We start from the raw sequence: 19,801 nt of genomic DNA, 5'->3' as shown, positions 1-19,801 counted from the left end.
CGAGCCCCGTACCCGCCGACGTCGATCGTGGCGATTCACTATCCGAAAGAACAACCGGTGGACCGCTGTTCATTCCCCGTCCCGGGTTGCCCTCGTGCCGAGGACGACATCAGCGGTCGAAGTTGGCCAGCGCACGGATCTTGTTCGTGACATCGAGGGCGGCAACCTTGTACGCCTCCGACAGTGTGGGGTAGTTGAACACCGCATCGACGAGGTAGTCGACGGTGCCGCCGCACCCCATCACGGCCTGTCCGATGTGCACCAGATCCGTCGCACCCGACCCGAAGATGTGTACGCCGAGAATCGACCGGTCCTCGGTGGAGACGAGCAGCTTGAGCATGCCGTACGAGTCGCCGGCGATCTGACCCCGAGCGAGTTCGCGGTACCTCGACACCCCCACCTCGTAGGGAATCGATCCCTTCGTCAGGTCGACCTCGGTGGCTCCGACGTACGAGACCTCGGGAATCGAGTAGATGCCGATGGGCTGCACATCGGTCAGTTTCGCGCTGGATTCGCCGAACGCGTGGTACGCCGCCAGCCTGCCCTGATCCATCGACGTCGCGGCCAACGCCGGAAATCCGATGACATCACCGACCGCGTAGATGTGATCGACCTTGGTCTGGAAATGTTCGTCGACGAAGATGCGACCGCGCGCGTCGGCCTCCAGACCGGCGTTCTCGAGTTCGAGTGCTGTCGTCAGACCCTGACGGCCGGCCGAGTACATCACCGTCTCCGCCGGGATCCGCTTGCCGCTGGCAAGGGTGGTCACCGTTCCGTTCGGGCCGACGTCGACCGCGGTCACCGCCTCCCCGAAGCGGAACGTCACCGCGAGATCGCGGAGGTGGAACTGCAACGACTCGATGATCTCGCGATCGCAGAAGTCGAGCATCGAATCGCGCTTCTCGACAACGGTGACCTTCGTTCCCAGGGCAGCGAACATCGATGCGTACTCGATTCCGATGACCCCGGCCCCGACCACGACCATGGACGCCGGAATGAATTCGAGATTGAGAATCCCGTCGGAGTCGAGGACGCGGTAATCGTCGAACGCGATGTCGGCGGGACGCGCGGGAGCGGTGCCGGTGGCGATCACCACATTGGCTGCCTTGACCGTGATGCGTTCACCTCGCGACTCGTCCTCGATCACGATGGTGTGCACGTCGAGGAACTTTCCGACGCCGGTGATGAGCTCGATCCGGTTGCGCAGCAGTTGCGAGCGCACCACCTCGATCTCCTTACCGATCACGTGCTGGGTTCGCGCCAACAGATCGGCCGGAGTGATGTCGGCCTTCACCCGATAGCTCGCCCCGTACAGCTCACGTTGATTCATGCCCGTGAGGTACAGAACGGCCTCGCGCAGCGTCTTGGACGGAATGGTGCCGGTATTGACGCAGACCCCGCCGAGCATGTGGCCCTTCTCCACGATCGCCACCCGCTTGCCGAGCTTCGCAGCCGCAATGGCCGCCTTCTGGCCACCTGGGCCGGAGCCGATGACCACCAGGTCGTACTCCATGGGTTCAGACATTCGTCATAGGTACCGCCCGCACGCAAAGACTGCGTGCCCACCCGGTCACAACCTTGTGAACTCCGAGATTCGGAAGCCGAACCCATGCAGATGTCGCCACGTACTGATGCGTTGTGCGAGGCTGAGCCCAGCACGAAACACCCGATTCACAGTGGAGGAACACATGCCGCAGCAGGTCCGCGCTGTCGTTGCCAAGAGCAAGGGCGAGCCCGTCTCCATCGAGACGATCACCATCCCCGATCCCGGGCCGAACGAGGTCGTGGTCAAGATCGCGGCCTGCGGGGTGTGCCACACCGACCTGCACTACCGCGAAGGCGGCATCAACGACGAGTTCCCGTTCCTGCTCGGACACGAGGCAGCCGGAATCGTCGAGACCATCGGCGACCGCGTCGAGCACGTCGAGGTCGGCGACTTCGTCGTCCTGAACTGGCGTGCCGTGTGCGGCGAATGTCGAGCCTGCAAGCGCGGCACCCCGTGGTACTGCTTCGACACCCACAACGCAGCACAGAAGATGACCCTCGAGGACGGCACCGAGCTGACCCCTGCGCTGGGCATCGGCGCATTCGCCGAGAAGACCCTGGTGCACGAGGGCCAGTGCACCAAGGTCGCCGCAGACGCCGATCCCGCCGTCGTCGGACTGCTCGGCTGCGGAGTGATGGCCGGGCTCGGGGCAGCGATGAACACCGGCAACGTCTCGCGCGGAGACTCGGTGGCCGTGATCGGCTGCGGCGGCGTCGGCGATGCCGCGATCGCCGGAGCCCGATTGGCGGGCGCATCGACGATCATCGCGGTCGATCGCGACCCGGGCAAGCTCGAATGGGCCCTCGAACTCGGAGCCACCCACACCGTCGATTCCTCCGTGGTCGACGCCGTCGAGGCCGTGCAGGAGCTGACCGGAGGCTTCGGTGCCGATGTGGTGATCGACGCCGTCGGCCGTCCGGAGACCTGGAAGCAAGCGTTCTACGCACGCGACCTCGCCGGAACCGTGGTGCTCGTCGGCGTTCCGACTCCCGAGATGACTCTCGAGATGCCGCTCATCGACTTCTTCTCCCGCGGCGGCTCGCTGAAGTCGTCCTGGTATGGCGACTGCCTGCCCGAGCGCGACTTCCCGCAGTTGGTGGATCTTTACCAGCAGGGCCGTCTGCCGCTCGAGAAGTTCGTCACCGAACGCATCACCATCGAGGACGTCGAAGCCGCGTTCGACAAGATGCACAAGGGCACCGTGCTGCGGTCGGTGGTGATCCTGTGAGTGGTCGATTCCGTGTCCAGAACGTGGTCACCTCGGGCACGTTCAGTCTCGACGGTGGCACCTGGGACGTCGACAACAACATCTGGCTGATCGGCGACGACGACGAGGTCGTGATCGTCGACGCAGCCCACACCGCGGCCCCGATCGTCGACGCGGTAGCCGGTCGCACGGTCAAGGCCGTCGTCTGCACACACGGTCACAACGATCACGTGACCGTGGCACCCGAGCTCTCGGACACCCTCGACGCGCCGATTCTGCTGCACCCGGCCGACGAGATGCTGTGGGAGCAGACGCACCCGGGCGTCGGGCACTCGACCCTCGAGGACGGCCAGCGCATCACCGTGGCCGGAACCGACATCCTGGCGTTGCACACACCCGGACACTCACCGGGATCGACGTGCCTGTACCTGCCGGAGGCGGGGGAGTTGTTCAGCGGCGACACCCTCTTCTCCGGCGGTCCGGGTGCCACCGGCCGGTCGTACTCGGATTTCCCGACCATCATCGGGTCCATCCGTGATCGACTCTTCGCGCTTCCCGTCGAGACTCGCGTCAACACCGGGCACGGCGACGGCACGCGTATCGGCGACGAGGCACCGCACCTCGAGGAGTGGATCGCCCGCGGAAGCTGACATCGCGACACTGCGGTAGGTCGCCTGCCGCGTTCGAGGTGGTCGGAATGAGACAGTGGTGGGACGCCGGAGCGAGTGCTGCGGCGTCCCACCTACTCGAAGAGGACGTCTTGTGAGCCCCGCCGCACGGAGAACCCGCCTGACCAGCGCTGCCACGTCGGCGGCGATCGGAGCGCTCGTACTGGTGGGGTGCAGCTCGACCGTCACGGGCACCGCTGAACCCAGCGCAGGCAGTGCCACCTCGTCGGCGCGGTCCGGTGTGGATCTGAACACGCTGCTGATCGACCCGTCCAGCTTCCCGGCACCGTACGACGCCCTGGTTCTGCCCCAGCAGGCGATCTCGCAAGCCGCACCCGATCTCAGCGGAATACCGGCCGGTGCCGAGGTCAGCCCGGCGGGATGCAAGCCTGCCGACCAGGACTTCGGCCCGACGGGAACGGCCATGATCGTCGGAACCGACAACGACAGTCGATCGACCATCTCGATCGAGTTGACCGCAGTGGACGAACCGCTCTCGGCGCGCAAGGAGCAGCTCGAACAGTGCGGGGAGGTGACGGCAACCAAGTCCGGTGCGACCTCGACGGTGACCTCGACTCTGACGCCGGCACCGCCCATCGACGCGGACGACACCTTGGCCGTCCGGCAGACCGTTGCATCGGGAGCAGGCGGCGACTCCGTCACGCAGTCGATGCTGACGTTGATGGCCCAGATCGACGGGGTGCGAGTGTCGGCCACGTTCATGTCGTTCGGCTCGGGCACGCCCGACGCGACGACCCTCGACGAGCTGTTCACCGCGGCCGTCCAGAAGGTCGGCCAGGGCTGACGGAGCGATAGCAGATCGCACCGACACGAATCGGTCGTCCACAGTTCCGGCGACACGATCGGTCCACAACACACCGGTTCTCCACAGGGCAGTTCGAAAGCCCAGGTCGGGACTTCTTCGGTCGTCAGGACCCCGGCCAGGATTCTCCGGTATGCACACACCGACGAATTCACACGACAACTTCGACTCCCGCCATCGCGTTCGACTCGGTCACGTGAGCGACCTGATGGCAGCCGTGCCGGCCATGCTCGGATTCCACCCGCATCGATCGATGGTGCTCATCGCGGTCCAGGACGGCGGTGCCGGCGTCGGACCCACGATGCGTCACGACCTCGTCCTGGCGGGCGAACACGCCGATCGGCGCGCAGGCGGTCGTACCCGCGCGACCGAGGAGATGCTCGACGCCATCGGCCACCTTGCCGGCTACTGCGCGAGGGAGAACATCCCCGCGGTCATGGCGGTGTTCGTCGACGACAGGCTCGACCGAGCCGTCAGAACAGCGCATCTGCTCGACGTCGAAGCGCTGGTGATCGAACTCGACGCTGCACTCGCATCGTTCGGAGTGCAGCTCGGCGAGGCCCTCGCGGCGTCGGAGATCGCCGATTCCGCCGAGTGGTGGACCTTGCGCGGACCGCAGCGGCACGGCCTGATATCCGATCCTTCGGCGTCTCCGATGACCGTGGCACGCGTGCTCGACGGCTACTCCGTGCGAAAGTCCAGGTGCGAGCTCGCCGAGACCATCGCACCGGGCCCCGACGCGACGGTGCGGGCCGTGGCGGCCGAGATGTCGCGACAACGACGCGAGGGCACCCGGTCTCGTACCGACGACTTGACCTCGGTGCTGTCGTACATCGCACGCGGGCCGTACGAGACCGAATTGGATCCGACCGACATCGCTCGCATCGCACTCGCGATCGGCCACGTCCAGGTGCGTGACGCAGTGCTGGCGTTGACGCTTGGCGACGACGCCGGATTCGTCGAAGAGTTCTGGGCAAGAATGTCCCGCGTCCTGCCGAAGGGCGCACGCGCCGTCGCCGCAACACTTCTGGCCTTCAGCGCGTACGTGCGGGGAGACGGGCCGATGGCCCGCGTCGCGATCGACGCTGCACTGGAAGCCGACGAGACCTACTCACTGGCGCGACTGCTGGACCGATCGCTCAGCGCAGGAGCAGGTCCCGAACTCGTTCGCGAAGTGGCCGAGAGCGGCTTCGCGTGCGCGCGCGCCTGCGGAGTTCGGTTGCCCGGCGACCCGTTCGGTCGACGGTGACGGCCGGTCGGGCACATCGATGATCGGCCGGCAACGCGGGTCAGCGCGCTGCGTGCGACCGATCGCCGAGCTGCTGCAGGAAGGTCCACGCATCGGCCACGATCCGATCGAGATCGGTCAGCTCCGGCGTCCATTTCAGCTCCTCGACCGCACGTGCACTCGAGGCGATCAGGACCGCAGGATCACCGGCACGACGGGGAGCATGTTCGACGGCGATGGGCAGACCGGTGACGCGCTCGCAGGACGAGATGACCTCGTGCACCGAGAACCCGGTGCCGCTGCCGAGGTTGTAGATGGTGTGCTCACCCGGTTGTGCGGCATCGACGGCGAGAATGTGTGCCTCGGCCAGGTCTGCGACGTGGATGTAGTCGCGAACAGCCGTACCGTCCGGAGTGGGCCAGTCGGTGCCGAACACCGAGATCTTCTCGCGCTGCCCCAGAGCGACCTGAAGCACGAGCGGAATCAGGTGGGTCTCGACGACGCGATTCTCGCCGAAACCGTTGTAGGCACCGGCGACGTTGAAGTACCGGAGGCTGGTGGCTGCGAGGCCGTAGGCCGCGGCGTACGAGGTGATCGCGTGATCGATCGCGAGTTTGGTGGCACCGTAGGGATTGGTGGGGCGGGTGGGTGCGTCCTCGGTGATGGGAGTCTTCTCGGGCTCGCCGTACGTGGCGGCGGTCGAGGAGAACACCAGCTTCGCGGTGTCGGATGCTCGGATGGCATCGAGCAACGCCAGCGAGGTGACGACGTTCCCGCTCCAGTACTTGTCGGGCGAGACCACCGACTCGCCCACCAGTGATTGCGCGGCGAAGTGCAGGACGGCGTCGAAGCCGCCGCCGATCAACACGTCCGCGGCGACGTCCTTGACGTCACCTTCGACGAACGTGGCACCACCGGGCACGGCGTCCCGGTTACCGGTGGACAGGTTGTCCACGACCACGACCTCGTGTCCGCGCTCGACGAGCACGGCCGCGCAGACGCTGCCGACGTAGCCCGCACCACCGGTGACCAGAAGCTTCACTGTTCGTTCTCCCTCACACGCGTCGAACGCCGTCGTCGGTGGGAGGTCAGACCTTCTTCACCTGGACGGCGTGCGCCATCTCCTCGGATATGTCGACACCGCTGTGTCCTGGCACCGTGATCGTGATCGATCCGGGCTTGGCCTCGACTGTAACGCGAGCATCGGGGACCACGCCTGCCTCGCGGAGCTGAGCGATCACCTCGGGGTCGGACTGGACGTGCTCGGCGAGACGACGCACCACGACGGCCGTCGGTTGGCCGACCGGAACGTCGGTGAGGCGGATGAGAGCCTCCGGTGCCAGAGTCGACTGGCCGAGACCGAGTTCGGCCAACCCCGGGATCGGGTTGCCGTACGGCGAGGTCGTCGGGTTGTTCAGTACGGTCACCAAACGACGCTCGACCTCCTCGCTCATCACGTGCTCCCAGCGGCACGCCTCGGCGTGAACGTCTTCCCAGCGCAGACCGATGATGTCCACGAGCAGGCGCTCTGCCAAACGGTGCTTGCGCATGACCGCAACCGCCAGACTTCGGCCCTTCTCGGTCAGCTCCAGGTGCCGATCGCCCGCGACGGACAACAGCCCGTCGCGCTCCATCCGAGCAACGGTCTGGCTGACGGTGGGACCACTTTGTTCGAGCCGCTCGGCGATTCGCGCGCGGAGCGGAATCACGCCCTCTTCTTCCAAATCGTAGATCGTCCGGAGGTACATCTCCGTGGTGTCGACCAGATCCTTCACACTCAACCCCTTCGTCGGGCTCGATCCTACCGTCAGCGTCCCGAAATAGGCGCTTCACCCAGTCGCAGCGGGCGCGGCGCACCACAACGGAGGACGTCTTTTCCCGTGGCTTCTCACAGGGGGACTCCGGGGACAACAACGGAACCCGGCAACACCATCCCGCCCGACAACGTAGTTTTGTCCCTATGTCTGATCAGGCGACACGCGCCGCCGCGTCCATCCCGAACCGCCCCGAGGACATCGTCGTGTGGAGCGCGGACTACCTCGGCTACCGGTGGAGCGACGACCACCCGATGAACCCGACTCGACTCGATCTGACGATGGCGCTCGCCACCGACGTCGGCCTGCTCGAGGGTGTCGAATTGGTCGAGCCCGCCGCAGCACCGGATTCGGAGTTGCTCCGGTTTCACACCAGCGCGTACATCGAGGCCGTCAAACAGGCACCGTCGCAGGGCCCGGCCCTGCGCGATCCCGACGACGTCGTCCACGGACTCGGTTCCGACGACAATCCGGTGTTTCCGCAGATGCACGAGGCGAGCGCCATGCTCGCCGGCGGCTCGCTGGCCGCCGCCCGCGAGATCGCGTCGGGTCGCGCTCGACGCGCGGTCAGCATCGGTGGCGGTATGCACCACGCGATGGCCGACTGGGCATCGGGCTTCTGCGTCTACAACGACGCCGCCATCGCCATCTCGTGGTTGCTGGACAACGGGTTCGACCGAATCGCCTACATCGACGTCGACGCTCACCATGGGGACGGCGTTCAAGCGGCTTTCCTCGGTGACCCGAGAGTGCTCACGGTCTCGTTGCATCAACATCCGGCGACGCTGTGGCCGAACACCGGATGGTCCACCGAGGTGGGAACCGAGCGCGGTGAGGGAACCTCGATCAATGTCCCGTTGCTGCCCGGGACCGCGGACAGGTTGTGGTTGCGCGCGTTCCACGCGATCGTGCCGGGCGCGATCGCGGCGTTCCGGCCCCAGATCATCGTCAGCCAATGCGGTGTGGACAGCCACCGCGAGGATCCCCTCGCGGACCTCGCCCTGACCGTCGACGGCCAGAACGCTGCGTTCCTGGCCATGCGCGATCTGGCGGACAAGCATTCCGAAGGTCGGTGGTTGGCCGTCGGCGGTGGCGGGTACGGCTTGGTGCGCGTCGTTCCACGGTCCTGGACGCACCTCATCGCTGCCGCGCTCGGCCGCGACATCGACCCGATGTCGGCGCTGCCGGACACGTGGCGCGAGCGGGTGCGGACCATGGCACCGAGCGTCGACCTACCGCAGACCATGGGTGACGGGGGAGACGTCGACTATCCCGCCTGGGACGGACCCGGTGGGTCTCTCGCAGGCGCGGACGGCACGGACAGGGCGCTCGAACGCGTCGATTCGGCGATCATCGCCACCCGTCGAGCAGTGTTTCCACTGCTCGGACTCGATCCGGAGGACCCGCGTGACTGATCCGACCGACAGCCCCTCGGCCGAGGAGCCTGCCGTTGCGGCGTCGGAGCCGAGCGAGAAGGACCTGGCACGGGAGCGAGCGGAGACGTCGTTTCCGCGGCACTGGGTTGCCGACGTCCTGACCTCCGACGGCGGTGTGGTGCACCTGCGTCCCATCGTCCCGTCGGACTCCGAGCGCATCGTCGCGTTCCACGGCCGGCTGTCCGAGCGGACGAGGTACCTGCGGTATTTCGGTCCCTACCCCACGATGCCCCAGCGTGACGTGCTCAACTTCACCACCGTCGACCACCACGACAGAGTCGCGTTCGTCGCGGTGCTCGGTGACGACATCATCGCGGTCGGCCGGTACGAACGACTTCCCGAGGGAGACGGCAATTCCGCCGAGGTGGCCTTCGTCGTCGCCGACGCGCATCAGGGCCGCGGGCTGGGGCCGATCCTGCTCGAACACCTCGCGGGGGCGGCCGCCGAGAACGGGGTGAACATGTTCGTCGCCGAGGTGCTCGCCGAGAACCGGAACATGGTCACCGTCTTCCGCGAAGCGGGTTATCAGGTCAGCAGGTCCTTCGAGGGGGGAGTGTTGCGACTCGAGTTCGCGATCGACCCGAGCGAAGCGCTGCTCTCGGTGCGCAATTCGCGTGAACGTGCCGCCGAGGCCCGCAGTGTGCGCAACGTACTCAGCCCTCGATCGGTCGCCGTGATCGGAGCGTCGACGGACAGCTCCAAGGTGGGCAACGCCGTTCTCGCGAATCTGCTGGCGGGCAACTTCACCGGCCCGGTGTATCCCGTCAACGCCGACCACCGTTCGGTCCGCGGAGTCCGCGCCTACGCCACGGTGCACGACATCCCGGATCCGGTCGATCTGGCGATCGCTGCGGTGCCCGCCGATGCGATCGACGCGGTACTCGACGACTGCCTCGACAAGGGCGTCAAAGCGTTGCTGGTGGTCTCGGGCGGATTCGGCGAGACCGGACCCGCGGGACAGGAGAGCGAACGCAGGCTGGTGCTCGCCGCGAGGGCGCACGGAATGCGCTTGATCGGGCCCAACGCGCTCGGTGTGGCGAACACCGATCCCGAGTTCGGTCTGAACGCCACCCTGGCTCCGCATCTGCCCACGCCGGGCAACGTCGGGTTCTTCTGTCAGTCCGGAGCCCTCGGCATCGCGATTCTGGACGAGGCCGCCAACCGCAGGCTGGGACTGTCGACGTTCGTCTCGGCCGGAAACCGCGCCGATGTGTCCGGAAACGACCTACTGCAGTACTGGGACTCGGATCCGGCCACCGAGGTGATCCTGCTGTACCTCGAGAGCTTCGGTAATCCCAGGAAGTTCACCAGGATCGCGCGACGGGTCGCACGCACCAAGCCGATCATCGCGGTCAAGAGCGGACGCGGTGCCGTGCCGCCCGCCCACGCGATCGGTGCCGACATCGACGACTCGATCGTGCGCGCACTGTTCGCGCAGGCCGGCGTCATCCAGGTCGACACCATCTCCGAACTGTTCGACTGCGCCGTCCTGTTCGGAAATCAGCCTCTTCCTGTCGGCCCGCGGGTTGCCGTGGTGGGAAATTCGACGGCTCTGGGTGTGCTGGCCGTCGACGCTGCGCGTGCCAAGGGCCTGCATGCGAGCAATCCGACCGACGTAGGTCCGCAGGCGGGTCCCGAAGAGTTCGCTGCGGCGGTGTCCTCGGCCTTGGCCGCGTCGGACATCGATGCCGTCATCGTCGTGTTCGTGCCTCCGGTCGCCGTCGAGGTCGAACCGTTCGCGGCCGCGCTCGGCAATGCCGTTCGTGGATCCGACAAGCCCGTGCTCTCGACCTTCCTGGCCACCGAAGGAATCCCCGACGTCCTGGCGGTACGCGGACCGGGTGGTCATCCCGTTCGCGGTTCGGTGCCGTCGTATTCGAGTCCGGAGCGGGCGGTTGCGGCCCTGGCTGCCGCGTGGCGCTACTCGTCGTGGCGTTCGCGACCGGTGTCGAACCTCGTCCGTCCCAAGAGCATCGACTCCGATCGCGCGAAGCGACTGGTGGAAGGGTGGCGGTCGTCGGGCAGTCACGGACGGTGGCTCTCGGACTTCGAGACCGCAGAACTGTTGTCCTGCTACGGACTCGACGTCGTGGCCTTCAGAATCGTGACCGACGAGGACGAGGCGGTCGCCGCGGCGGACGAACTGGGTTACCCGGTGGCGGTGAAGGCGACCGGGGAGCGGTGGCGACACCGGCCCGATCTCGGGGGAGTGCGCTTGGACATGGCCGACGCCTCGGCAGTGCGCGTGGCGTACCGGAACCTCGCTGCGGACTCCGGCGAGCCGTTGCTGCACGTTCAGCGTATGGCGGTCAAGGGCATCGGATGCGTCGTACGCGTGCAGGACGACCCGTCGTTCGGATCACTCATCTCGTTCGGGCTGGCCGGGGTCATCTCGGACTTGTTGGGTGACCGCGCGTACCGGGTGCTGCCGCTGACCGAAGACGAGGCCGCGCAGCTCATCGACGCGCCCAAAGCGGCTCCGCTGCTGTCCGGATACCGAAATGCGGTGCCCGTCAACAAGAATGCCCTGATCGACCTCGTTCAGCGTATTTCTGCTCTTGCAGAGGACATCGCCGACATTCGCGAGATCTCGTGCGAGCCGGTGTTGGCCTCCGCCGACGGCGCGCAGATCACCGACGCTCGGGTGCGCATCGGGCCCGAGCCCACCAAGGCCGATCTGGGTCCGCGTCGCCTGCGCTGAGCGGACGGGCCACGACAAAGCGGCAGCCGAGTCGACGTCCCGGGGGGAGAGAACGTCGGCCCGGCTACCGCGTGAGGTGCAGCGAACGGGGACGGTCACCGCTGCTGCACCGGTCGGTGGCTGTGCTCAGCTGGCGTAGGACCGCAGCTTCTCGGCGCGGTCGCCCTGCCGAAGCTTGACCATCACCTCGCGCTCGATCTGACGGACGCGCTCGCGGGAGAGCCCGAAGAGCTTGCCGATCTGATCGAGGGTGCGGGGCTGTCCGTCGTCCAGGCCGTAGCGCAGACGGATGACCTGCTGCTCTCGCTCGTCGAGAGTTCCGAGGACGACACGGACGTCGCTGTGCAACAGGCCGGCGATGACGGCGTTCTCGGCGGACGTCGCCTCGGAATCCTCGATGAAGTCGCCGAGAGGCGCTTCCTCGTCGCTGCCGACCGGCATGTCCAGGCTGACCGGGTCGCGGCTGTGGTCGAGCAGGTCAGCGATCTTCTCCACCGCGATGCCCGATTCGCTCGACAGTTCCTCGTCCGTCGCCTCGCGGCCGAGTTGCTGATGCAGCTCACGCTTGATCCTGGCCAACTTGTTGACCTGTTCGACCAGGTGGACGGGCAGCCGGATCGTGCGGCTCTGATCTGCCATGCCGCGGGTGATGGCCTGACGAATCCACCACGTCGCGTAGGTCGAGAACTTGAAGCCCTTGGCGTAGTCGAACTTCTCCATCGCGCGGATGAGTCCGAGGTTGCCCTCCTGGATCAGGTCGAGCAGGGGCATACCGCGACCGGTGTACCGCTTGGCGAGAGACACGACCAGGCGAAGGTTCGCTTCGAGCAGGTGGCTACGCGCAGCACTTCCATCGCGAACGATGATGGCGAGGTTGCGCTTCTTGACCGCGCTCAGTCGCTTCGTGTTCTCGAGAACCTGCTTCGCGTAGAGACCGGCCTCGATCCTCTTGGCCAGATCGACCTCTTCGGCAGCCGTCAGCAATGCGGTGCGGCCGATGCCGTTGAGGTACACGCGAACGAGATCGGCTGCTGGGCTCTGAGCGTCCAGATCGGCATCGGTTGGCCGCGGACGAATCGTGGTGCTGGGGCTGGTCATGACTTGCCTCCTGGTCGGTGGTGTCTCACAAGGCTCAACGCTTGGGAGACTCCGATAAGTTCCCACGCCGATCCCGTGGATACCCGCGTGACCAGGGATTACGTCATGTTCGTCCTGAGAAGTTGCTGAGAAGTGAAGCCGCCGGGAACGCGCGCTCTCCCGGGTCGATGTCGGCGACTCATCGAGCCGGCACAACCAACCCGTGCCGGACGAGACCCTGCATCATCGTCACCGCATGCACTGCCAGTTCCTCGGCGTCCTCGCCGTGCGCAGCAGCGAGCAACTCCACCAGTTCACCGACCGATAGACCGTCGGGTCGCAGCCCGGCGAGCAGAGCCGCACCGAGTTCGTCGATGTCGTGTTGCCACTGCGGGCCGTTCCCGCGATGGACCCGCACCGCCACTTCGGCCCAGCCCTCCTCGCCGGGAAGGTAGACGCGTTCGAGCGCGGTGTTCGGGTCGACGGTGAGCACCGAGTCGAGAATGTCGTGCTCCCGCAGCCAGTCCAGCCGCGCGAAGTACTCGATCGATTCGTTGCCGAGCGGGTCGGAGAAGCCATGGGTGAGTTCCTCCGCGAGAAGATCGGTCGGCTCGTCCGTTCTGCGGAGATACACGAACCCGAAACCGATTCCTTCCACGTCGGCGGCGGCGAAGTGATCGAGCCAGGACTGTGCCACTGCGGCCGCGTCGGGATCGCGTGGATCGAGTCCGCCGTCGCGCATCCACGTGCCCACGTAGAGCGCGGGATCGGCGACGTCACGCTCGACGACCCAGGCGTCGATGCCGTGCGCAGGCAGCCACGACGCCACCCGCGCGCGCCAGTCCTCGCCGCGGACGTGCACCCAGGACGCCAGGATCGCCGCGGTACCGCCGAGCGTCAGGTGGTCCGGGGCTCGGCCGATCATCAGAGCGCTCGCTCCGTCGAGGTCGAGGCCGGAATCGCGGTACGAGTGCTGCACTTCGGCGCGGCCGACGACGAAGGGCGGGTTGGCGACGATGCGATCGAACCGACGCCCGGCGACGGGCTCGAACCAGGAACCGTGCAGCAACTCGACGTCGAGGTTGTTGAGCGCCATCGTCGCCGCAGCCAGGTCCATCGATCGCGGACTGATGTCGGTCGCGGTCACCTGCTCTGCGTAGCCGCAGGCGTGTACGGCCTGGACGCCGCAGCCGGTACCGACGTCGAGAACACTGGTCGCCGGGGACGTGGGCGTTCCGCGCAACAGAGACAGGGAAGCCTGTCCGACGCCGAGCACGTGATCGGGAGCGGTCTCGGCGGCGCGCATGCTGCCGTCGGGATCCGAGACGATCCACCGAGTCCCGTGGCCGGCGTCGAGAGGCCGAATGTCGAGGATCGTCCGCACCGTCGATCCCGATCGGGAGAGAATTCCGGCTGCGACGGCGTCGGCGACCGTCAGTGGCGCGATGGCGTCGGCGACGTCGGACTCGGGACAGTCGTCGACGAGAAGGAACAGGCGTACCAGAACACCCAGCGCACCCCCGTCCCGACTGGCATCACGTACCGGCACCGGTTCGCTGCGACCGAGGGCAGCGTGGGCGTCTTCGCCGAGCAGTGTCAGTACGCCGTCGGCGTCGTATCCCGCCCGCTCGAAGGCCTCACGAAGACCGGAGCAGGCGACGGTGAGCGGGGACGTGGGATTCGGTGCAGTCACGACGCAAGTGTCGCACCGGCGACGGCCGGGGCGTCAGTCGTCGCCCGGTTCGATCACGCGGTGGTTGCTCGATTCCAGTTGCGGCCTGTCCACGGTCCGGTAGTCGTATCGGCTCATCTCGTCCTTGGTGCGGGGCGGCCGATCGTTGGCGATCAGCACCGCCATCCACGGCAGTGGGATGGACGCTCCGACTATCGCCATGGAGATCCACGGATTCATCCACATCCCGTACGCGATGGCAGCCAACACCAGCGCCGGGATGCGGAACGACATGATGAACATGTATTTGCGGACGCGAGCTTTGTGCTGCTCCTCGACCGATTGCTGCGCCTCGGTGATCAGGACGGGCCCATCCGGCGAGTCGCTGTACGCGCTTCCGTCGAACCCTGGGGTTCTCGTCATACCTCCACTGTGGCACTACTGCTCACAGAATGCATACGACGAGCTGTGGAACCGGTTACCCCATGCTGTGGATGCACGGATTAATCTGTGTTCATGAGCACTCAGACGAAGGACCGTCCCGATATCGCACCGGACGAAACCACCGATGACGACCGGCCGAAGTTCTTCCACTACGTGAAGAAGAACAAGATCGCCGAGAGCGCGGTGATGGGTACACACGTCGTCGCGCTGTGCGGTGAGGTGTTTCCCGTCACCAAGTCCGCGAAGCCCGGATCACCGGTGTGCCCGGACTGCAAGAAGGTCTACGAGGGTCTCAAGAAAGGCGACTGAGCACCGTCGCCCGGGTGCCGGTCCTGGGTCGGTTCCGGTCGATCCGAACGGGCTCGGTCGCCGGTCAGTTTGATCGGCCCCGTGGCCAGCCGTCGGGCGACGGCGGTCACCGGTCCCGACGACTTGTCGTCGGTGGCGGCCTGCGCCGCGATCCACTCCCGCATCTGGTCCATTCGTGTCGCCCGGGCGGGCCAGAACTCCTGGATCGTTGCGTTGAACTCGGCACCGAGAACGACGGCGAAGCCGAGGAAGAACGTGAACAGCAGGAACGCGATGGGCGTCGCCAGCGCGCCGTAGGTGTATCCGGTGCTCGTCACCCAGCCGAGGTACCGGCGTAGTACCGCGCTCGCGATCATGAAGAACACCCCGGCCAGCAGAGCTCCGCCGAGGAGGCGATGCCAGGGCAACGAGGTGTGCAGGGCCACCTTGTACAGCGTGGTCAAACCTATTATCAGCAGGAGCCCGACGGCCGGATAGTAGAAGAAGTCGATGACCTCGCTGCCCACGGTGATCCACGAGTCGGGCAGGATCTGCTGCACGTACACCGGTCCGAGTGCGACGAGCGGAAGCACGAAGACCGCGATCACCAGGAAACCCACGTAGAGAAGCAGCGCGAAGAACCTCTGCCAGACGGGATGTCGTGCGTCGGCCTGACCGTGCGCTTCGACAATGGAGTCGACGAACGTCGAGATCGCAGAGGACCCGGCCCACAACGAGAGCAGGAAGCCGACGGACACGATCTCCCCGCTGCCCTGGGCGAGAACGTCCTTGACCGTCGGAGCGATGATCTGGTCCACGACGCTACCGCTGAAGAGGGTGTTGCTGAACGTGATGATCTTGGACTCGATGATCTCGACGGTGTTGGGTCCGAACCATCCGCCGACGAGTCCCAGGCTGCCCAGCACGCCGAGCAACAGCGGTGGCAGCGACAGCGTCTGCCAGAACGCGGCCGTTGCGGCCTTGCTGAAGATCGAGTCGTCCCACGCCTTGCTCAGAGTGCGCAGAGTCACTTTCCACGCGGCGTGTATCGGCCTTCTCGCCGACAACCGTTCCGGTGGTGGAGTTCCGCCTGCAGACTCGCTCATGGTTCCTCCAGCATTCCTGACGACAGGCGACTTCGCCTAACAGCCGACTCGCCGTGTCGCATCCGACTCACCCCAGCGATGTGGGATCGGTCGGTGCGGAGCGATAGGCTCCTCCGCGGACACTGCAGGGCTACCGAGAGCGCGAGGAATTTACATCGATGCCAGGAACCGGCGGCCAGTGAGCGCTGACATGTTCGATCCCACACCACCGTCCACCGAGCAGACTGCCGCTCCCGCGATCGGGGGCGCACCGCTGCGTGCGTGGCAGCGACGGGCGTTGACGAAGTATCTCGTCGCCTCGCCCAAGGATTTCCTCGCGGTCGCGACGCCCGGCGCAGGCAAGACGACCTTCGCCCTCCGGGTGGCCGCGGAGCTGCTCGCGCATCGCACCGTCGACCAGGTGACGGTCGTTGCGCCCACCGAACACCTCAAGCACCAGTGGGCGGAGTCGGCCGCCAGGGTCGGAATCGCCTTGGACTCGCGCTTCTCGAACTCGACCGGTCAGACGTCGAGCGACTATCACGGCGTGGTCGTGACGTATGCGCAGATCGCCTCGCACCCGTTCAAGCATCGAGTGCGCACCGAATCACGCAAGACCCTCGTGATTCTCGACGAGATCCACCACGGCGGCGACGCGAAGAGCTGGGGTGAGGGAATTCGCGAAGCGTTCGGAGACGCCACCCGACGTCTCGCACTGACCGGTACGCCGTTCCGTAGCGACGACAGTCCCATCCCGTTCGTCAACTACGAACCCGATCAGGACGGGTTGATGCGGTCCAAGGCCGATCACGCGTACGGCTACTCCGATGCTCTCGCGGACGGCGTCGTCCGTCCGGTCGTGTTCCTCGCGTACTCCGGTGAGGCGCGCTGGCGGGACAGCGCAGGCGAGGAATACACCGCTCGGCTGGGGGAGCCGCTCAATGCCGAACAGACCGCGCGGGCATGGCGCACCGCTCTGGATCCGCAGGGCGACTGGATGCCTGCGGTGCTGTTGGCGGCCAACACCCGGCTCGCGCAACTGCGCGCAGGCGGCATGCCCGATGCCGGCGGTCTGGTCATCGCGACCGATCAGACGGTGGCGCGGGCCTACGCGAAACTGATCGAGGTGATCACGGGGGAGACGCCTGCGATCGTGCTCTCGGACGACCCCACGTCCTCTGCTCGCATCGCCGAGTTCGGCAAGAGCGACCAGCGGTGGATGGTTGCCGTCCGCATGGTGTCCGAGGGCGTCGACGTTCCGCGTCTGGCCGTCGGTGTCTACGCGACGAGTGCGTCGACCCCGCTGTACTTCGCGCAGGCCATCGGCCGATTCGTGCGGTCTCGGCGCAAGGGTGAGACGGCGAGCGTCTTCCTGCCGTCGGTACCGGTGCTACTGGATCTCGCGTCGCAGCTCGAGGCGCAACGCGATCACATCCTCGGCAAGCCGCATCGGGAGAAGGACGGCTTCGACGACGAGTTGCTGGCCGACGCCAACAAGCAGAAGGACGAGCTGGGCGAGGAGGAGAAGGCGTACACCTCGCTGGGCGCGGATGCGGAACTGGACCAGGTGATCTACGACGGTTCGTCGTTCGGTACCGCGACGTTCTCGGGCAGCGACGAGGAAGCCGATTATCTCGGTCTGCCCGGTTTGCTCGACGCGACGCAGATGCGCGACCTGCTGCGCCAGCGCCAACAGGAACAGATCGACAAGCCGGCCGCCGGACCGGCGGTTCCGGCACCTGCCGTCGTCAACGACAGGGCCACCAGTGCGGGCCAGTTGGCCGGTCTGCGGCGTGAGCTGAACAGTTTGGTTGCGGTGTACCACCACCGCACCGGGAAGCCGCACGGGGTGATTCACGGCGATCTGCGACGAATCTGTGGTGGCCCGCCGACGGCGATGGCGTCGGCGGATCAGTTGGGTGAGCGAATCGCGCAGTTGCGGAAGATGTAGAGATCCCCGGCGGGTCCGGGCACGAAAAAGACGGACGGTCTGGTGACCGTCCGTCTTCGTCGTTGTGTTCGTCGATCGTGGCGAACCTGTTTTCCCCCGACACAAAAGGTGGGTTACACCGTGGAGTCCGATTCGGTCATCACCGTTGCGTTCACTTCACGCAAACGGGCTTCGTGCTCGGTGGCGTGGTGACCGCAGAAGAGAAGTTCTCCACCGGTCGAGAGCACGACACGCGCGCGAGCCCCTGCACCGCACCGGTCGCACCGGTCCGCTGCTGTCAATTGTGGGCTGGTCAATGTTCCGGGCATGACTCCTCCGTACTGGCTTGCGGGTTGTCCCGTTCGCCTGGGGCCGGTCCGCCGCGTCGGTATGGCGCGGTCCGTTCACTCTGTCAGACGTATGGCGGTCATGCGTTGTTCCCGAGCGCGTTTCTTTGTGTTGTCACTAACACGAAACATCGTTCACGAGCAGGAACGCAGTCGACGGTGTTCGCTGACAGCTGATCGGAGTTCGCCCGTGCCGCGGCAGTAGGGTCGCCGGTGTGGCTTCGACTTCTACTTCGCTCTCCGGCGCATCGAAGCTGGGTATCCCCTCGCTGTTCGTGATCGGTGCGCTGTGCATGTACGTCGGTGCGGCGATCGGTGTGTTCCTGTTCGACACCGTCGATCCGGCCGCGGTGGCGTGGCTGCGCGGGTTCGGTGCGGCGCTGGTGTTGGTGCTCTGGCGGCGGCCGTGGCGGCGTCGGGCCGGTGCCGGCGCATGGACCGTGCGTCGGGCGATCACGGCCGCCGCGTTCGGCGGTGCGACGATCGGCATGAACGCGATGTTCTACGAGGCGATCGCCAGGTTGCCGCTCGGCGCGGCCGTGGCCATCGAGTTTCTCGGGCCGATCGCGGTCGCCGCTGCCGGGTCCAGAAGGCCTGCCGACGTGTGCGCGCTGCTGCTGGTGGTGGCCGGCGTCGGAGCCATCGCCTCTGCGCAGTTCGAGGGCGGCGAGGTGGGGTTGGTCGGGATCGCGTTCGCGCTGGGCTCGGCGGCGCTGTGGGCTGCCTACATCGTGCTGGGCAAGTCGGTTGCCGACGCTGGCCAGGGACTCGACGACATGGCTGCCGGTTTCGCAATCGCGTCCGTTCTCCTGGCCGTTCCCTTGTTCGGGCCGTTCGCGGTCGCGCACCCGAATGCGTTGGGAGACTGGCGGATCTGGGTTCTCGGTTTGGGCGTCGGGCTGTTGTCGAGTGTGGTTCCCTACGTTCTCGATCAGTACGTCCTGGTGCGAGTGGGCCGGGCCCGCTTCGCGTTGTTGCTGGCTCTGCTTCCGGCAACGGCGACGGTGGTCGGTGCCGTGGTGCTGACTCAGATTCCGACGACGTACGAGGCTCTTGGAATCCTGGCCGTCATCGTGGCAGTCGTGGTCGGTGGGCTGCCGACCCGAAGAGATCGGGGCGTTGCCGACATTCCGCCGCCCTGACCCGCGCACGACACGGCAGAATGGACTTGTGACCAGCAAGCAGGACGACCTCGTTCACATCTGTACGGCAGGGGAGTGGCTCGCGATGCGTGGTCGGGCCGACTACACCCCGGACTCGTACGAATCCGTGGGCTTCGTGCATCTGTCCACACCCGAGCAAGTGCACTTGCCTGCGAACCGGCTCTTTTCGGGCCGCACGGATCTGGTTCTGCTGCGGGTGGATCCGACTCGTCTGACTGCACCCGTTCGGTGGGAACCGGGGGTACCGTCCGATCCGGAGTCCATGCGCTTTCCGCACCTGTACGGACCGCTTCCGATCGCGGCCGTCACGGCAGTGCTCGACTATCGGCCGGGGCCGGACGGAACGTTCGGGGCGCCGCAGGTGTGACGCCC

Annotated in this window: 18 protein-coding genes; 10 read left to right on the top strand and 8 right to left on the bottom strand. The window is 66.3% G+C overall.

The features are described from left to right. Positions 1 to 109: 109 nt before the first annotated feature. The gene (gene sthA, locus CH276_RS17195) at positions 110 to 1,525 is read right to left on the bottom strand and encodes a Si-specific NAD(P)(+) transhydrogenase (RefSeq protein ID WP_094630079.1); all 1,416 of its coding nucleotides are present in this window, start codon (positions 1,523 to 1,525) and stop codon (positions 110 to 112) included. 163 nt (positions 1,526 to 1,688) lie between these two features. Between sthA and CH276_RS17190 the strand changes: the two genes are divergently transcribed. From CH276_RS17190 to CH276_RS17175, 4 genes are all read left to right on the top strand, one after another. Continuing rightward, positions 1,689 to 2,774, top strand: coding sequence for an S-(hydroxymethyl)mycothiol dehydrogenase (locus CH276_RS17190; protein ID WP_032397911.1), 1,086 nt, complete (start codon positions 1,689 to 1,691; stop codon positions 2,772 to 2,774). Continuing rightward, a complete protein-coding gene (locus CH276_RS17185) occupies positions 2,771 to 3,403 on the top strand; it encodes an MBL fold metallo-hydrolase (RefSeq protein ID WP_045195419.1) in 633 nt (210 codons plus the stop codon). The genes CH276_RS17190 and CH276_RS17185 overlap by 4 nt, the downstream gene beginning before the upstream one ends. Before the next feature lie 112 nt (positions 3,404 to 3,515). Further along, positions 3,516 to 4,226, top strand: coding sequence for a DUF5642 family protein (locus CH276_RS17180; protein WP_094630078.1), 711 nt, complete (start codon positions 3,516 to 3,518; stop codon positions 4,224 to 4,226). Positions 4,227 to 4,440: 214 nt separating this feature from the next. Next, on the top strand, positions 4,441 to 5,493 hold the full coding sequence (locus CH276_RS17175; protein ID WP_176459291.1) for a DUF4192 domain-containing protein: 1,053 nt from the start codon (positions 4,441 to 4,443) through the stop codon (positions 5,491 to 5,493). A gap of 40 nt (positions 5,494 to 5,533) precedes the next feature. Here the strand turns inward: CH276_RS17175 and galE are convergent, their stop codons facing one another. Then, entirely contained in the window at positions 5,534 to 6,514 is a 981-nt protein-coding gene (gene galE / locus CH276_RS17170) for a UDP-glucose 4-epimerase GalE (RefSeq protein ID WP_094630076.1), read from the bottom strand. A 46-nt stretch (positions 6,515 to 6,560) separates the two neighbouring features. Further along, complete coding sequence (locus tag CH276_RS17165) at positions 6,561 to 7,247, bottom strand: metal-dependent transcriptional regulator (protein WP_032397915.1); 687 nt, start codon at positions 7,245 to 7,247, stop codon at positions 6,561 to 6,563. A 185-nt stretch (positions 7,248 to 7,432) separates the two neighbouring features. Here CH276_RS17165 and CH276_RS17160 point away from each other — a divergent pair, with 185 nt between their 5' ends. Together CH276_RS17160 and CH276_RS17155 are read left to right on the top strand one after the other, a co-directional pair. Beyond that, entirely contained in the window at positions 7,433 to 8,701 is a 1,269-nt protein-coding gene (locus CH276_RS17160) for an acetoin utilization protein AcuC (protein WP_094630075.1), read from the top strand. Between the two features lie 64 nt (positions 8,702 to 8,765). Continuing rightward, complete coding sequence (locus tag CH276_RS17155) at positions 8,766 to 11,423, top strand: bifunctional acetate--CoA ligase family protein/GNAT family N-acetyltransferase (RefSeq protein ID WP_032398411.1); 2,658 nt, start codon at positions 8,766 to 8,768, stop codon at positions 11,421 to 11,423. Between the two features lie 126 nt (positions 11,424 to 11,549). On the opposite strand, the gene CH276_RS17150 is transcribed toward CH276_RS17155, so the two are convergent. From CH276_RS17150 to CH276_RS17140, 3 genes are all read right to left on the bottom strand, one after another. Next, positions 11,550 to 12,521 (bottom strand): sigma-70 family RNA polymerase sigma factor, encoded by a 972-nt coding sequence (locus CH276_RS17150; RefSeq protein ID WP_032377730.1) that lies wholly within the window; start codon positions 12,519 to 12,521, stop codon positions 11,550 to 11,552. Between the two features lie 178 nt (positions 12,522 to 12,699). Next, positions 12,700 to 14,193, bottom strand: coding sequence for a N5-glutamine methyltransferase family protein (locus tag CH276_RS17145; RefSeq protein WP_094630074.1), 1,494 nt, complete (start codon positions 14,191 to 14,193; stop codon positions 12,700 to 12,702). A gap of 33 nt (positions 14,194 to 14,226) precedes the next feature. Beyond that, a complete protein-coding gene (locus CH276_RS17140) occupies positions 14,227 to 14,595 on the bottom strand; it encodes a DUF3099 domain-containing protein (protein ID WP_032397916.1) in 369 nt (122 codons plus the stop codon). A 93-nt stretch (positions 14,596 to 14,688) separates the two neighbouring features. On the opposite strand from CH276_RS17140, the gene CH276_RS17135 reads away from it, so the two are divergent. After that, complete coding sequence (locus tag CH276_RS17135) at positions 14,689 to 14,925, top strand: DUF3039 domain-containing protein (protein WP_032398413.1); 237 nt, start codon at positions 14,689 to 14,691, stop codon at positions 14,923 to 14,925. Here the strand turns inward: CH276_RS17135 and CH276_RS17130 are convergent. Continuing rightward, on the bottom strand, positions 14,898 to 16,010 hold the full coding sequence (locus CH276_RS17130) for a YihY/virulence factor BrkB family protein (protein ID WP_254924115.1): 1,113 nt from the start codon (positions 16,008 to 16,010) through the stop codon (positions 14,898 to 14,900). The two genes, CH276_RS17135 and CH276_RS17130, sit on opposite strands and share 28 nt — an antisense overlap. A 190-nt stretch (positions 16,011 to 16,200) precedes the next feature. On the opposite strand from CH276_RS17130, the gene CH276_RS17125 reads away from it, so the two are divergent. Beyond that, on the top strand, positions 16,201 to 17,940 hold the full coding sequence (locus tag CH276_RS17125; protein ID WP_032397917.1) for a DEAD/DEAH box helicase: 1,740 nt from the start codon (positions 16,201 to 16,203) through the stop codon (positions 17,938 to 17,940). A gap of 113 nt (positions 17,941 to 18,053) precedes the next feature. Here the strand turns inward: CH276_RS17125 and CH276_RS17120 are convergent, their stop codons facing one another. After that, positions 18,054 to 18,248 (bottom strand): DUF7455 domain-containing protein, encoded by a 195-nt coding sequence (locus CH276_RS17120; RefSeq protein WP_027496884.1) that lies wholly within the window; start codon positions 18,246 to 18,248, stop codon positions 18,054 to 18,056. 233 nt (positions 18,249 to 18,481) lie between these two features. On the opposite strand from CH276_RS17120, the gene CH276_RS17115 reads away from it, so the two are divergent. Next, on the top strand, positions 18,482 to 19,408 hold the full coding sequence (locus tag CH276_RS17115) for an EamA family transporter (protein WP_094630072.1): 927 nt from the start codon (positions 18,482 to 18,484) through the stop codon (positions 19,406 to 19,408). A gap of 28 nt (positions 19,409 to 19,436) precedes the next feature. Further along, positions 19,437 to 19,796 (top strand): DUF952 domain-containing protein, encoded by a 360-nt coding sequence (locus tag CH276_RS17110; protein ID WP_094630071.1) that lies wholly within the window; start codon positions 19,437 to 19,439, stop codon positions 19,794 to 19,796. Positions 19,797 to 19,801: the final 5 nt, after the last annotated feature.

Origin of the sequence: Rhodococcus sp. 06-470-2, from assembly GCF_002258235.1 — a bacterium.
Classification (GTDB): Bacteria; Actinomycetota; Actinomycetes; order Mycobacteriales; family Mycobacteriaceae; genus Rhodococcoides.
Note: the sequence above shows the minus strand (reverse complement) of the source record. Positions and strands in the feature narration are given on the sequence as shown.